The organism is Stutzerimonas stutzeri, assembly GCF_013522825.1.
GTDB lineage: Bacteria > Pseudomonadota > Gammaproteobacteria > Pseudomonadales > Pseudomonadaceae > Stutzerimonas > Stutzerimonas stutzeri_AK.
On record NZ_JAAMQZ010000008.1, the window covers coordinates 1 to 14,629 of the forward strand.

The window sequence follows — 14,629 nt, forward strand, 5'->3', positions numbered from 1 at the left end:
AGGGGTGAAAAGTGGAGTTTTTCTGGTAGCATTTTGTGCGCGGCTGAAGACTTATGGGGCTTTGTTTGGCGACAAGAATCATAAGGCTTTCAGCCGTTTTTGTTTATGCGGTCATGAGAAATCCGGGCTAAGCAAATTCCTAAAAGTTATTGGATTTGATTTTTTTAGATCGTATAGCTTCTTCTCACCGGATCACCGGACTACCTGTTTCCTACCTGAAGTAGTACGTGATCCGACCCCGCGAGTGCTGGCCGGCGCGTCAACGCCGAGGCTGGCCATGTTTTTCAGCCGCTTCGGCTGGACCACCCAACACCCACTGAAATCGTACGAGCTGCCGGGCAGCCCATTGAAAAATACGCAAAGGAATAACGACATGAACGTCAGAACCCTGTTCGGCGCCGGCCTGCTGGTCGCCGCCACCCTGCTCCAGGCGACCTCGGCACAGGCCGCCAGCGAATACCTGGTCAGCACCGACTGGCTGGAAAAGAATCTCAACGATCCCAAGGTTCGCATCGTCGAGGTCAGCGTCGTGCCTGGCGTCTACGAACGCGGGCACATTCCCGGTGCGGTGAATTTCGCCTGGCACAGCGATCTGGTCGATCCGGTACGCCGTGACATCGCCAGCCAGGAAGACTTCCAGAACCTGCTGCGCAAGGCCGGCATCAGCGCCGACAGCACCACCATCCTCTACGGCGACAACAATAACTGGTTCGCCGCCTGGAGCGCCTGGGTGTTCGACGTGTACGGCGTCGACAACGTCAAGCTGCTCGACGGCGGTCGCGCCAAATGGGAAGCCGAAGGCCGCGCGCTGGACAACCGCAGCGGTACGCCGGTCGCCGGCAACGTCACGGTGAAGGCTGCCAACCAGGACCTGCGCGCCTACCTGCCGGACGTGCTCGCCGCCGCCGAGAAGCGCAGCGACGTGCAACTGGTGGATATCCGCTCGCCGGACGAGTACAGCGGCAAGGTCTTCGCCCCGCAGGGCGTACAGGAACTGGCCATCCGCGCCGGCCACGTGCCCGGTGCGGTGAACGTACCCTGGGGGCAGGCGGTGGCCGCCGACGGCACCTTCAAATCAGCCGAGGAGCTGAAGCAGGTCTACGCCGCGGTGGGTATCGACGGCAGCAAGCCGGTCATCACCTACTGCCGCATCGGCGAGCGCTCCAGCCACACCTGGTTCGCCCTGAAGAAGATCCTCGGCTACGACGTGCGCAACTACGACGGTTCCTGGACCGAATACGGCAACGCCGTGGGCGTGCCGGTGACCAACCTGGCCGGCACGGTCTGGGGCGGCAAGTAGCAGAGCTGCAAGCTGCAAGCTGCAAGCTGCAAGTGATCAGTGTGCGGGCTCAACAGCTCCGTCAGGCTTTTTCTTGTGGCTTGTGGCTGCTCATCAAGGACAACCGATGACCGCCTTCTCGATTTCCCGCACGGGCGCCGTGCTGCTCGGTGCCGCCCTGTTGCTGGCTGCCTGGCAGCTGGCCGACGGCAGCCACCAGGGGCGCGCCTTCAGTTTCTCCCTGCTCAGCGGCGCTCTGTTCGGCCTGCTATTGCAGCGCTCGCGCTTCTGCTTCTTCTGCGTCACCCGCGATTTCATCGAACGGCGTGTCCCGGATGGCCTGCTCGGTCTGCTCGCCGCGCTTGCCGTGGGCACCCTCGGCTATCACGCGCTGTTCGGCGCCTTCCTGCCCGATCCGGGTAGCGGTCGCCTGCCGCCGGACGCCCACGTCGGCCCGTTGAGCTGGGTGCTGGCCCTGGCCGCGACGGTGTTCGGCATCGGCATGGCGATTTCCGGGTCGTGCATCAGCGCCCACCTCTACCGCCTCGGCGAAGGCGCCTTCGCCTCGCTGGCGGCCCTGGCCGGCGCGCTGCTTGGCTTCGCCCTCGGCTTCCTCAGCTGGAACCCCTTGTACCTGGCCAGCATCCAGCAGGCGCCAGTGCTCTGGCTGCCCGGCCTGCTGGGCTACGGTGGTTCTCTGCTGCTGCAGCTGGTACTGCTCGGCGCGCTTGCCGCCTGGCTGTTGCGCTATCGCCAGCCAGCGACTGGTGCGCCGCGTTCCGCTGGCCTGTGGTCGTTGCTGTTCGGCACGCGCTGGCCGACCTGGGTTGGCGGGCTGCTGATCGGCAGCCTGGCGACCCTGGCCTACCTGCGCGTCGGTCCGCTGGGCGTCACGGCGGAACTGGGTAGCCTGGCGCGCACCGGCGCCGACGGTCTCGGCTGGCTGCCGCAACGGCTGGAGGGGCTGGACGGGTTTTCCGGCTGCGCCACGGTGATCAAGGACAGTCTGCTGTCCAATAACGGGCTGTTCATTCTCGGCCTGGTGTTCGCCGCCTGGGCCAGCGCACTGGCAGCCGGCGACTTCCAGCCGCGTCTGCCGGCGCCACGCGAATGGTTGTGCAACCTGCTCGGCGGCGTGCTGCTTGGCTGGGGCAGCATGCTGGCGCTGGGCTGCACCGTCGGCACCCTGCTGTCCGGGGTGATGGCCGGTGCCGCTTCAGGCTGGGTATTTGGCGTGTTCTGCCTGCTCGGCACGCTGCTCGGGCTGAAACTGCGCGCGTTACTGCGCCTGGGATAAGCGCTGCAGGCTGGAAGCATGCCTGTCGCTTCAGCCCAGGCGGTGGGCTGAAGCAGGCCCAGGCGTCAGCTGCGAGCGTTGCGGATGCCTGCGGCCAGTTCCCGGCAGTGGCCGAGCACGCCGGCGACGGCTTCCTCGGAGCTGCTGGCCTTGGCGATATGGTCGATCAGGGCGGAGCCGACGACGACGCCATCGGCCAGCCGGGCGATGGCCGCCGCCTGCTCCGGGGTGCGAATGCCGAAGCCGATGGCCACCGGCAGCCCGGTGTGGCGCCTGAGGCGCGCGACGGCCTGCTCGACGTGCTCCAGGGTCGCGGAACCGGCACCGGTCACGCCGGCCACCGAGACGTAGTAGACGAAGCCCGAGCTGCCGTTCAGCACCACTGGCAGGCGTGCGTCGTCGGTGGTCGGGGTGGTCAGGCGGATGAAGTCGATACCAGCGGCCTGGGCCGGGTCGCAGAGGTCTTCGTTATGCTCCGGCGGCAGGTCGACGACGATCAGGCCGTCGACGCCGGCTTCCTTCGCCTCGGCGATGAAGCGTTCGACGCCCATCTGGTGGATGGGATTGAAGTAGCCCATCAGCACGATCGGGGTGGTCTGGTTGTCCTGGCGGAACTCACGGACCATCTGCAGGGTTTTCGCCAGATTCTGGCCGTTGTCCAGTGCACGGATGTTGGCCAGCTGGATCGCCGGGCCGTCGGCCATGGGATCGGTGAAGGGCATGCCCAGCTCGATCACGTCGGCGCCGGCCTCGGGCAGGCCCTTGAGGATGGCGAGCGAGGTGGCGTAGTCCGGGTCGCCAGCGGTGACGAAGGTCACCAGGGCGGCACGGTTCTGTTGTTTCAGCTCGGCGAAGCGCGTCTGCAGGCGGCTCATATGCGTTCTTCCTGTTCGGCAAAATGGTGCATGACGGTCTGCATGTCCTTGTCGCCACGACCGGACAGGTTGACCACCATCAGATGATCCTTCGGCAGGCCCTGCGCGCGCTTGAAGGCTTCGGCCAGCGCGTGGGAGGACTCCAGCGCCGGGATGATGCCTTCCAGGCGGCAGCAGTCGTGGAAGGCCTGCAGGGCTTCGTGGTCGGTGATCGGCACATACTCGACGCGCTTGATGTCATGCAGCCAGGCGTGTTCCGGGCCGACGCCGGGATAGTCCAGGCCGGCGGAAATGGAGTGGGCGTCGGTGATCTGGCCATCCTCGTCCTGCAGCAGGAAGGTGCGATTGCCGTGCAGCACGCCCGGCGCGCCGCCGGCCATGCTGGCGGCGTGCTTGCCGCTGTCGAGGCCGTGGCCGGCGGCCTCGACGCCGACGATCTGCACGCTCTGCTCATCGAGGAAGGGATGGAACAGGCCCATGGCGTTGGAGCCGCCGCCGATGCAGGCCACCAGCGAGTCGGGCAGGCGGCCTTCCTGGGCCTGCAACTGGTCGCGGGTTTCCTTGCCGATCACGGCCTGGAAGTCACGGACCATGGCCGGATAGGGGTGGGGACCTGCCACGGTGCCGATCAGGTAGAAGGTGCTGTCGACATTGGTCACCCAGTCGCGCAGGGCCTCGTTCATCGCATCCTTGAGGGTGCCGGTGCCGGCGGTGACCGGGATCACCTCGGCGCCCAGGAGCTTCATGCGGAAGACGTTGGCCTGCTGGCGGTCGATGTCGGTGGTGCCCATGTAGATCACGCACTGCATGCCGAAGCGCGCGGCCACGGTGGCGGTGGCCACGCCGTGCATGCCGGCGCCGGTCTCGGCGATGATGCGTTGCTTACCCATGCGCCGGGCCAGAAGAATCTGGCCGATGCAGTTGTTGATCTTGTGCGCGCCGGTGTGGTTCAGCTCTTCGCGCTTGAGGTAGATCTTCGCGCCGCCGCAGTGCTCGGTCAGGCGTTCGGCGAAGTACAGCGGTGAAGGGCGGCCCACGTAGTCGCGCTGGAAGTAGGCCAGTTCCTTGGCGAACTCGGGGTCCTGCTTGGCCTTTTCGTATTCGGCGGCCAGCTCGTGGATCAGCGGCATCAGGGTTTCGGCGACGTACTGGCCGCCGAACGAGCCGAACAGGCCGCGGGCATCGGGGCCGTTGCGGTATGAAGTCATGGGCGATCTCCTGGGGAACTCGGTCTTGTAGGAGCCAGCTTGCTGGCGATCAGCTGGATCGCCAGCAAGCTGGCTCCTACGACATGGGATGCACCCTAACCGGATGCGACGGGGAAAAAAAGCGATAAGATCGTTTCAACTCGTCAGGAAAACTCACTAATGAATGCCATCCTTCCACCGCTCAATGCCCTGCGTGCCTTCGAGGCCGTGGCGCGTCTCGGCAGCCTCAAGCAGGCGGCCAGCGAGCTGCATGTCACTCACGGCGCTATCAGTCGGCAGCTCAGGAGCCTGGAAGAAGTCCTCGGCATTGCGCTGCTGGAAAAGGAAGGGCGCGGCGTAAAACTCACCGATGCCGGCATTCGCCTGCGCGACGTCGCCAGCGAGGCCTTCGAGCGCCTGCGTAGCACCTGCGCGGAACTGCAGCGGCAGACCGCCGAGGCGCCGTTCGTGCTCGGCTGTCCCGGCAGCCTGCTGGCGCGCTGGTTCATTCCGCGACTGGACCGGCTCAACCGCGAGCTGCCCGACCTGCGTCTGCAGTTATCGGCCAGCGAGGGCGAGCTCGACCCGCGTCGAGCCGGTCTGGACGCCACCCTGTGGTTCGCCGAACCGCCGTGGCCGGCCGATATGCGGGTATTCGAGCTGGCCCCCGAGCGCATCGGCCCGGTGCTCAGCCCGCACCATCCGCGCTGCGCCGAACTGCGCGCGGCAGCGCCCTCGGTGCTGCTCGGCGAGGCGCTGCTGCACACCGCTTCGCGTCCACAGGCCTGGCCGAGCTGGGCGCGTGGCAACGGGCTGGAGCCGACCGAGCTGCGACTGGGGCAGAGTTTTGAGCACCTGTATTTCCTGCTGGAAGCGGCGCTGGCCGGGTTGGGCGTAGCCATCGCGCCGCAGCAACTGGTCGCCGACGACCTGGCGGCAGGTCGCCTGCTGGCGCCCTGGGGCTTCGTCGAAACCCCGGCACGGCTGGCGTTGTGGGTGCCCGCGCGCCGCGTCGATCGGCGTGCGGAGCGGCTGGCCGAGTGGTTGCGCGGGGAACTCGGAGCGCAGAACGCTCACTGAAGGCCGGTAGCGAGGCTGGCTTCGTCAGGCCGTCGATTTCTGGAAAGGTGATCTGAGCGTCCTCGAACAGTTGCGGCAGCAGGTGGCAATCGTTGCAGATCACCACCGGGAGCACCGACCGCCGAAATGCGGCTAAGAGCCTCGGCGCTGCCCGGCGTTTAAAACGTGATGCTGGTGGCGGGATAGAACAGGATGTTGAGGACGAAGAGAATCATCCAGAAACCGATTTCCAGGGTTTCGGTAATAGGCTGGATTTTTTTAATCGCTCCATAAACATGCACCACAAACATTAACGTGAAGACGACGAAAAGAATATCGAAGGCATAACTGAAACTGGTGCCGGTGGTAGCCGAGCGCAACATGGCAACTTCAACCACGAGAATGAACGCACCCAGGCAGCGGCCGAAATAGATGGCCAGGTGTTCCTGTTCGGGAATGGTCCAGCGCATGAGCCGGGCCCACTGGAGTGGGGCGAGGAAGATGGGTAATGCAAAGAACAGGGTGGTTACGATCATCAGGATGGTGATGTATTCCTTGCTGTATTGCGCATAGTAACCAAGCATTGAAGTGCTCCTTGTTCTATTGGCGAATTCAAGCGCCATACAGCAATTATTTTTGTGACCGGCTATTTTTGTTATGAGAAATATTGTGATCGCTAGAAAAAAGTGTCAAGCGTACAAAAGCATCTAATACAAAAGGAGCGGAGAGTAGTAGTGCAAAGTAGTACGTTAAGTTGAGATAAGGAGTTTATTTTGAATTAGAACTTGGCCGGCGGCATGGGAGAAGTTCCAGAAAGACAATTGGTGGCGTATCGATCGACGTGCCACATATTTATTTTCAAATGCGGAACTGGCGCACCAGTGCCCGCAAATGCACCTTCAGCGGCGCAGATTCGGGCTCGTGCTCCTCGGCGTGACGCCGGAAGATTAGGAACCGACCATAGCGGCGCCCAACCACATGGGCGATGGGGACGATGGTGGTCGATTACCTGTCGAGCGCGAACTGTCCGCCGAATAACCGCCTGTCACGCAACGAAGGTTGAGCGCCTGCGTTGCATCCCCTTACTAATCGCTTTTCGTCTGATGCTGCAGGCTGGCCTGGGTGATATTGCTGCCTGGCGGGATGCTGCGTGTGAGCCAGACGTTGCCGCCGATGGTGGAACCCTGGCCGATGGTGATACGACCGAGGATGGTCGCTCCGGCATAGATCACCACGTCGTCTTCGACGATGGGGTGGCGTGCGCGGCCCTTGTGCAACTGGCCGGTTTCGTCGGCGGTGAAGCGCTTGGCGCCGAGGGTCACGGCCTGGTAGATACGCACGTGGTTGCCGATGATCGCCGTCTCGCCGATGACCACGCCGGTGCCGTGGTCGATGAAGAAGCTATGGCCGATCTGCGCGCCGGGGTGGATGTCGATACCGGTGGCCGAATGGGCGATTTCCGCGCCGATGCGCGCCAGCAGCGGCAGACCGACCGCGTACAGATGGTGGGCCAGGCGGTGATGGATCACCGCGAGGATGCCCGGATAGCACAGCAACACTTCATCGACGCTACGCGCCGCCGGGTCGCCGGCATAGGCCGCGGTGACATCGCTGTCGAGCAGGCGTCGCATATGCGGCAGGGCCGCGGCGAAGTCGCGTACGATTCGCACTGCGTCGGCGTCACTGCCTGCTTCGGGCTCGCCGCGCTGGCGGGCGGCGTAGCGCAGTTCCAGGCGCACCTGGCAGAGCAGGCTGTTCAGCGCGTTGTTCAGGGTATGGCCAACGTAGAAATCCTCGCTTTCCAGGCGCAAGTCGCTGGGGCCCAGGCGCATGGGAAAGAGCGCGCCGCGCAGGTCGGAGAAGATGCATTCCAGCGCCTGGCGCGAAGGCAGCTCGCGGCTGCCCAGCTCGCGGGCGCGACCGGTGCTGACGCGCCATTCGGTACGGGCGGTGCGCAGCTCGCCGACGATCTGCTCCAGTTGCCAGCTCACCGGTCCCGAAGGCATTTGTGAGCATTCATCTCGACCTTGGGACTGGCCGTCGAGCTTGTCGGACATGGGAACTCCTTGGAAAAAGCCGTCGGCAGGTTCGGGTGCGGAAGGGGAAATACACGGGGAAGCCGCTTCGGTCCATTGCCTGCCTCGGCAACATGGGTCGTGGAGCAGTGTAGCAACGGCGAGCACTGGCATTCGATAGGTAAGCCCGATGTGTTGGCGCCGACGGGGTTGATCCCTGGCGAGCATGAGTCCAGCGGCTGTACAGCCAGCGAGTCAGGTCAGCGCCTTGGTCAAAGGTCCGCTGAAACGCTGCAGTAGCTGCTGCAAGGCGGACAGTTGCTGGCGGTCGCCTCCGGCCAGCAGCCGGTGCAGGTGCGCGTCGAGCTGCGCCAGTGGGGCTGGCAGGTTGAAATGCGCCGGCAACAGCTCCTCGCCGCTACTGACCAGCAGTGCGAAGTGAATGACGTTTTCCAGCTCGCGCGTGTTGCCCGGCCAGGCGTGATCTTCCAGCAGCCGCTGGGCGGCGGGGCTGATCAGGGGCAGGGACAGGCTCAGGCGCTGCGCATAGATGCCAAGGAAATACTCCGCCAGCGGCAGGATGTCGTCCGTGCGCCCGCGCAATGGCAGCAGATCCAGCCGGCCATCGCACAGGTAGTCGAAGAGCTGCTGATTGAACTTGCCGGCGGCGACGGCCTGGCTCAGGTCAATGCTGGTCGCGGCCACCAGGCGGACGTCCACGGGTATGGCCTGGGTGGCACCGACGCGCCAGGCTTCGCCGGTTTCAAGCGCCGCCAGCAGCTTGCCCTGTAGGGTGAGCGGCAGATCGCCGATCTCGTCCAGGTACAGCGTGCCGCCGTTGGCCGAACCGAACCAGCCGGCGCGGCTGCTGCTCGACGCGCCGCGGACACCGGCGGCGTAGCCAAAGAGTTCCGCCTCGGCGTGAGCGGCACTGATGGCGCCGCAGTTGACTGCAACGAAGAGCCCACCGCGCTCGCTCTCACGGTGAACATGCCGGGCGAGCAGCTCCTTGCCCGTGCCCGGCTCCCCATGAATCAGCAGGGGAATCGGCAGGGGTGCCAGGCGATCAACTTCATCGCGCAGCCGGCGCGACCGCGGATCCACGAAAACCAGCGCCTTGGCGCGAATGCTCAACGGGCTGCGTTCTTCGTCGGGAAAACTCAACAGCGGCGCAATGATATGGGTGTCGCTCATGGGTTGCCTCACAGGCAGGCTACCGGCGGCCCGCCTTTACCTGGATTGTCGGTAGAGCGTGATTCAGGCGCTTTTGCGGGCGTTGCGCTCGATGCGGCTTTGCAGGCGATACAGGTAGGCGAACCCCTGTTCCCAGCGATGGTGCCCGGATTTGACATTGATGTGTCCGGCACCGCTGAGGATGGCTATCTCGCTGCCCCAAGACCGCCCCATCTCGTGTGCGCGCTCGGCGCTGGCGGCGGTGTCGTTGTCGGAGCCGACCAGCAGGCTGGCGAATGGGAGTGGCAGTCGAGGAATCGGTGCGAAATTGCGCAGCGCCTCGGGGCAATGGTTGCGCTGCACATCAGCTGGCGCCACCAGCAGCGCGCCGCTAACCCGCTGCAGTGATGCCAGCGGCGCTTGTGCCGCCCAGTGAGCGATGGTGATGCAGCCCAGACTGTGTGCCAGCAGAACCACCGGCTGAGCGTCATATGCGATGCACCGCTCCAGCTCGGCAACCCAGTCCTCGCGGCGTGGTGCAAGCCAGTCCGCCTGCTCCACGCGGGCACTGTTGGGCAGCACGCGTTGCCAGTGGCTTTGCCAGTGATCATCCGGCGAGCCATACCAGCCCGGAACTATCAGATAGCGGATCGACGTGCGGCGCATGGGAAGCCCTCCTGTGGTCAGGGGGGCAGTCTAGTAACAAGAAGAAGCTCTACAAAGGAATAAGAAATTATTTGCTTATTCCTTTTTTCAGGATCTGGTTATTCTAAATAGTCATATAAATGTTATTAATAAGTCTTTTAAAGAATACGTGAGGGCTGTTTATTATCCGCTCCACGCCTCACTGGCCACGACCGTCTGGGTCGTCTGGAGGCTTCCACGGAGAGAAGAAAATGACCGCGACCATTCGCAACCTCGAAGGCCAGGACGAAGCCAGCATCCTGCGCGAAATCCACAGCGCCTTGAACGGCCTCAAGTTCGGCTCGGTGGAGATCACCGTGCACAACGGCCAGGTCGTGCAGATCGAGCGCAAGGAGAAGTTTCGTCTGCAGCCGAGCCCCGGCAAGAACGCCTGACCAACCCCCTGCAACCCTAGCCCGACTGGACCACCGGAGGGCGTGAACATGAGCAAGAGCCATCACATGCACACGCACCGGTATTGCAGCTGTCACCCGCGAATGCGGTGCTGATTGCCCAACACCCTGAACAGATACAGCCAACACCGAACTCGATTTTTCAGGAGCTGCACCATGTCCATTCGTCGCTTCGCGCTCGCCGCCCTGGCCAGCGCGCTGATCGCCGGTCCCGCCGTGGCCGCCGAAACCCTGCTCAACGTGTCCTACGACCCGACCCGTGAGCTCTATGTCGAATTCAACGAAGCCTTCAACAAGCACTGGCAGGCCGAGGGCCACGAACCGATCAAGGTCCAGCAGTCCCATGGCGGTTCGGGCAAGCAGGCCCGGGCGGTGATCGACGGCCTGCGCGCCGACGTGGTGACGCTGGCGCTGGCCGGCGACATCGACGAGCTGCACAAGCTCGGCAAGCTGATCCCGGAGAACTGGCAGGAGCGCCTGCCCCAGGCCAGCACGCCGTACACCTCGACCATCGTCTTCCTGGTGCGCAAGGGCAACCCGAAGGGCATCGAGGACTGGGACGACCTGGTCAAGCCGGGCGTCGAAGTGATCACGCCGAACCCGAAGACCTCCGGCGGCGCGCGCTGGAATTTCCTCGCCGCCTGGGCCTACGCCCGGCAGAAGTTCGGCGACGAGCAGCAGGCCCAGGCCTTCGTCGAGAAGCTCTACAAGAACGTGCCCGTGCTGGATACCGGCGCCCGAGGCTCGACCATCACCTTCGTCAACAACCAGATTGGCGACGTGCTGCTGGCCTGGGAAAACGAGGCCTTCCTGGCGCTCAAGGAAGAGGGCGGCGACAACTTCGAGATCGTCGCGCCGTCGCTGTCGATCCTCGCCGAACCGCCGGTGGCCGTGGTGGACAAGAACGTCGAGCGCAAGGGCACCCGCGAAGTCGCCGAGGCCTACCTGAACTACCTGTACAGCGAAGAAGGCCAGCGCATCGCCGCGAAGAACTTCTACCGTCCGCGCAACGAAGCGGTCAGCGCCGAGTTCAAGGAGCAGTTCCCGCCGCTGAAGCTGGTCACCATCGATGACGACTTCGGCGGCTGGAAGGCCGCGCAACCGAAGTTCTTCAACGATGGCGGCATTTTCGACCAGATCTACCAGACCGAATGAAGCTACTGCGCTTGCTCATACTGCGTTGAAGACCGGCTCGGAAAGCCGCTTGCGGCTAACGCGCTTTAGCGCGGCCCGGAGGGCGAACGAAGTGAGTACTGCTCATTTACAGCTCGTAAATTCCGCGGCCCTCGCCGGTCTTCGCCTTGTCTGAGCTGCGCTCGTGACGCTTCAGCCGACACATTGCTCGATAGACAAGGCCGATCATGTCCCGTCAAACCTCCCCCGTCATACCCGGCTTCGGGCTGACGCTGGGTTACACCCTGGTGTACCTCAGCCTGTTGGTGCTGATTCCCCTGGGTGCGCTGTTTCTCAAGACCACCGAACTCACCTGGGACCAGTTCATCGCCATCATCAGCGCCCCGCGCGTGCTGGCGGCGCTCAAGCTCAGCTTCGGCACCGCCTTCGTCGCGGCGGTGCTCAACGGCATCATCGGGACCCTGCTGGCCTGGGTGCTGGTGCGCTACACCTTCCCCGGCCGCAAGGTCATCGAGGCGATGATCGACCTGCCGTTCGCGCTGCCGACCGCCGTCGCCGGCATCGCCCTGACCGCGCTCTACGCACCCAGCGGCCCGGTCGGCCAGTTCGCCACCGCGTTGGGTTTCAAGATCGCCTACAGCCCGCTGGGCATCACCCTGGCGCTGACCTTTGTGACGCTGCCGTTCGTGGTGCGCACCTTGCAGCCGGTGCTGGCCGACATCCCGCGCGAAGTCGAGGAAGCGGCCGCCTGCCTCGGTGCTCGCCCGCTGCAGGTGGCGCGTCACGTGTTGCTACCGGCGTTGCTGCCAGCCTGGCTGACCGGCTTCGCCCTGGCTTTCGCCCGCGGCGTCGGCGAATACGGCTCGGTGATCTTCATCGCCGGCAACATGCCGATGAAGACCGAGATCCTGCCGCTGCTGATCATGGTCAAGCTGGACCAGTACGACTACGCCGGCGCCACGGCCATCGGCGTGCTGATGCTGGTGGTGTCCTTCATCCTGCTGCTGCTGATCAACCTGCTGCAGCGCCGCATCGCGCATCCCTGAGGAGGTCGCCATGTCTTCTGTTTCGCTACCCGCGACAGCCAGCACCTCCACCAATGCCGCGCGTCGTGGCAATACCCTGGGACGCCGGTTGCTGATCCTCGCCGCCTGGCTGGTTTTCGGGCTGTTCCTGCTGCTGCCGCTGCTGATCGTCGTCAGCGAGGCGCTGAAGCAGGGTTTCGGCACCTTCTTCGAGGCGATCTTCGAGCCCGATGCCATCGCCGCGCTGAAGCTGACGCTGCTCGCCGTGGGCATCTCGGTGCCGCTCAACCTGGTGTTCGGCGTGGCCGCCGCCTGGTGCGTGAGCAAGTACCAGTTTCACGGCAAGAGCATCCTGGTGACGCTGATCGACCTGCCGTTCTCGGTATCGCCGGTGATTGCCGGCCTGATCTACGTGCTGCTGTTCGGCGCCCAGGGCTACTTCGGCGAATGGCTGATGGACCGCGACATCCAGATCGTCTTCGCCGTGCCGGGCATCGTGCTGGCCACGCTGTTCGTCACCGTGCCCTTCGTCGCCCGCGAGCTGATCCCGCTGATGCAGGAGCAGGGCACCACCGAGGAAGAGGCCGCGCGGCTGCTGGGCGCCAGCGGCTGGCAGATGTTCTGGCACATCACCCTGCCGAACATCAAGTGGGGCCTGGTCTACGGCGTGGTGCTCTGTACCGCGCGGGCCATGGGCGAGTTCGGCGCGGTATCGGTGGTGTCCGGGCATATCCGCGGGCTGACCAACACCCTGCCGCTGCACGTCGAGATTCTCTACAACGAATACAACCACGTCGCCGCCTTCAGCGTCGCCAGCCTGCTGCTGGCCCTGGCGCTGGTGATCCTGCTGCTCAAGCAGTGGAGCGAATCGCGCATTGCGCGCCTGCATACGGAAGCACAGCCATGAGTATCGAAGTTCGCAACGTCAACAAGCGCTTCGGCCAGTTCCAGGCGCTGAACACTATCGACCTCGACATCCAGAGCGGCGAGCTGGTGGCCCTGCTCGGCCCCTCCGGCTGCGGCAAGACCAGCCTGCTGCGCATCATCGCCGGGCTGGAGACCCCGGACACCGGCAGCATCGTGTTCCACGGCGAGGACGTCTCCGGCCACGACGTGCGTGACCGCAACGTCGGTTTCGTCTTCCAGCACTACGCGCTGTTCCGCCACATGACGGTGTTCGACAACGTCGCCTTCGGCCTGCGCATGAAGCCGCGCAAGCAGCGCCCGAGCGAAGCGGTGATCGCCGGGAAGGTCCATGAACTGCTCGGCCTGGTGCAGCTCGACTGGCTCGCCGACCGCTACCCCGAGCAGCTTTCCGGCGGCCAGCGCCAACGTATCGCCCTGGCTCGCGCGCTGGCGGTCGAACCCCGCGTGCTGCTGCTCGACGAGCCCTTCGGCGCGCTGGACGCCAAGGTGCGCAAGGAGCTGCGCCGCTGGCTGGCGCGCCTGCACGAGGACGTGCATCTGACCAGCGTGTTCGTCACCCATGACCAGGAAGAGGCGATGGAAGTGGCCGACCGCATCGTGGTGATGAACAGGGGCGTGATCGAGCAGATCGGCACGCCGGCGGAGGTCTACCGCAACCCGGCCAGCGAGTTCGTCTATCACTTCCTCGGCGATGCCAATCGCCTGCAACTGGACGATGAGCGCTCCATGCTGTTCCGCCCGCACGAGGTGTCCCTGAGCCGGGTCGCCAGCGCCGAGCACCTGCCCGGCGAGGTTCGCGATATCCGCCCGCTCGGCGCGATCACCCGCGTGACGCTGAAAGTGGCGAGCCAGGCCGAGCCGATCGAGGTGGAGGTCGCCAATGACCACGCCAGCCTGCTGGGCGCCGCGCGGGGCGAGACGCTGTACTTCCAGCCGGCGCCACGCCCCTGAGCCGAAAGTGGCGTGCGGGGCTGGTCCGCTCGCGTCGGGGCTTGTATAAACGCGTTTTCTTGGCGTGAGCGGGGGCGGCGGTATGGAAGAGGTGATCGAACAACTGCGCGAACTCAACGAGCCGGTTCCGGTGCCGCTGGAACTGCCGGACGACGAGCGTCTGGTGGAGGTCGAGGAAGAGTTGTTTATCAACCTGCCCTACGGCCTGCGTGAATTTCTTCTGCTGGTCAGCGACGTGGTCTACGGCCGGCTGGAACCCGTCACCGCCACCGATCCGCAATCGCACACCTACCTGCCGGAAGTCGCGGCACTGGCCTGGGATGCCGGTGTGGAGCGCGACCTGCTGCCGATCTGCCAGGACGGCAACGACTTCTACGTGGTCGATCTGGAAGGCGAGGTCATGCTGTTCGACGGCGACACCCACGAGTTGACCGATGAAAGCTGGGAGTCGGTCTGGCACTGGGCACGGGACGTCTGGCTGGAGAGCTGAGGCGCATCGGCATGCAGTTGGCCGCAATCATCCCCCGGTGCGCCGAGCTGGAGCACAGGTGGTCCTTTTGCCGGGTCGAGTTCGATCACTGTCGATGCTCCATGAGTTTGAATGATGCCC

General features: G+C 64.5%; 15 protein-coding genes. 9 read left to right on the forward strand and 6 right to left on the reverse strand.

What is annotated here, in order from left to right:
- Nucleotides 1-373: 373 nt before the first annotated feature.
- A complete protein-coding gene (locus G7020_RS06970) occupies nt 374-1,300 on the forward strand; it encodes a sulfurtransferase (RefSeq protein WP_181083188.1) in 927 nt (308 codons plus the stop codon).
- A gap of 106 nt (nt 1,301-1,406) precedes the next feature.
- Nucleotides 1,407-2,576 carry a YeeE/YedE thiosulfate transporter family protein gene (locus G7020_RS06975; protein ID WP_181083189.1) on the forward strand — a complete coding sequence of 390 codons (1,170 nt, stop codon included), beginning with the start codon at nt 1,407-1,409 and terminating at the stop codon, nt 2,574-2,576.
- 65 nt (nt 2,577-2,641) lie between these two features.
- Here the strand turns inward: G7020_RS06975 and trpA are convergent, their stop codons facing one another.
- Both trpA and trpB read right to left on the reverse strand, forming a co-directional pair.
- Entirely contained in the window at nt 2,642-3,451 is an 810-nt protein-coding gene (gene trpA, locus G7020_RS06980) for a tryptophan synthase subunit alpha (protein WP_181083190.1), read from the reverse strand.
- Complete coding sequence (gene trpB, locus G7020_RS06985) at nt 3,448-4,659, reverse strand: tryptophan synthase subunit beta (RefSeq protein WP_181083191.1); 1,212 nt, start codon at nt 4,657-4,659, stop codon at nt 3,448-3,450. The genes trpA and trpB overlap by 4 nt, the downstream gene beginning before the upstream one ends.
- A gap of 159 nt (nt 4,660-4,818) precedes the next feature.
- Between trpB and G7020_RS06990 the strand changes: the two genes are divergently transcribed.
- Nucleotides 4,819-5,718: a LysR family transcriptional regulator gene (locus G7020_RS06990; RefSeq protein ID WP_181083192.1), complete on the forward strand. Its 900-nt coding sequence runs from the start codon at nt 4,819-4,821 to the stop codon at nt 5,716-5,718.
- A 158-nt stretch (nt 5,719-5,876) separates the two neighbouring features.
- On the opposite strand, the gene G7020_RS06995 is transcribed toward G7020_RS06990, so the two are convergent.
- From G7020_RS06995 to G7020_RS07010, 4 genes are all read right to left on the reverse strand, one after another.
- Entirely contained in the window at nt 5,877-6,281 is a 405-nt protein-coding gene (locus tag G7020_RS06995; RefSeq protein ID WP_181083193.1) for a hypothetical protein, read from the reverse strand.
- 501 nt (nt 6,282-6,782) lie between these two features.
- Nucleotides 6,783-7,703 (reverse strand): serine O-acetyltransferase EpsC, encoded by a 921-nt coding sequence (gene epsC / locus G7020_RS07000; protein ID WP_258189272.1) that lies wholly within the window; start codon nt 7,701-7,703, stop codon nt 6,783-6,785.
- 264 nt (nt 7,704-7,967) lie between these two features.
- Nucleotides 7,968-8,906, reverse strand: a complete 939-nt coding sequence (locus G7020_RS07005; protein ID WP_181083195.1) for a sigma 54-interacting transcriptional regulator — start codon at nt 8,904-8,906, stop codon at nt 7,968-7,970.
- Between the two features lie 63 nt (nt 8,907-8,969).
- The gene (locus G7020_RS07010; protein ID WP_181083196.1) at nt 8,970-9,551 is read right to left on the reverse strand and encodes an alpha/beta hydrolase; all 582 of its coding nucleotides are present in this window, start codon (nt 9,549-9,551) and stop codon (nt 8,970-8,972) included.
- A 230-nt stretch (nt 9,552-9,781) separates the two neighbouring features.
- Here G7020_RS07010 and oscA point away from each other — a divergent pair, with 230 nt between their 5' ends.
- From oscA to G7020_RS07040, 6 genes are all read left to right on the forward strand, one after another.
- Nucleotides 9,782-9,964 (forward strand): sulfur starvation response protein OscA, encoded by a 183-nt coding sequence (gene oscA / locus G7020_RS07015; protein WP_125864333.1) that lies wholly within the window; start codon nt 9,782-9,784, stop codon nt 9,962-9,964.
- 174 nt (nt 9,965-10,138) lie between these two features.
- Complete coding sequence (locus G7020_RS07020) at nt 10,139-11,137, forward strand: sulfate ABC transporter substrate-binding protein (protein ID WP_181083197.1); 999 nt, start codon at nt 10,139-10,141, stop codon at nt 11,135-11,137.
- A gap of 206 nt (nt 11,138-11,343) precedes the next feature.
- Entirely contained in the window at nt 11,344-12,162 is an 819-nt protein-coding gene (cysT, locus tag G7020_RS07025) for a sulfate ABC transporter permease subunit CysT (protein WP_181083198.1), read from the forward strand.
- A gap of 10 nt (nt 12,163-12,172) precedes the next feature.
- Nucleotides 12,173-13,048: a sulfate ABC transporter permease subunit CysW gene (gene cysW / locus G7020_RS07030; RefSeq protein ID WP_181076076.1), complete on the forward strand. Its 876-nt coding sequence runs from the start codon at nt 12,173-12,175 to the stop codon at nt 13,046-13,048.
- A complete protein-coding gene (locus G7020_RS07035) occupies nt 13,045-14,019 on the forward strand; it encodes a sulfate/molybdate ABC transporter ATP-binding protein (RefSeq protein ID WP_181083199.1) in 975 nt (324 codons plus the stop codon). The genes cysW and G7020_RS07035 overlap by 4 nt, the downstream gene beginning before the upstream one ends.
- Nucleotides 14,020-14,101: 82 nt before the next feature.
- Nucleotides 14,102-14,509 carry an SMI1/KNR4 family protein gene (locus G7020_RS07040; protein ID WP_181083200.1) on the forward strand — a complete coding sequence of 136 codons (408 nt, stop codon included), beginning with the start codon at nt 14,102-14,104 and terminating at the stop codon, nt 14,507-14,509.
- Nucleotides 14,510-14,629 lie beyond the last annotated feature (120 nt).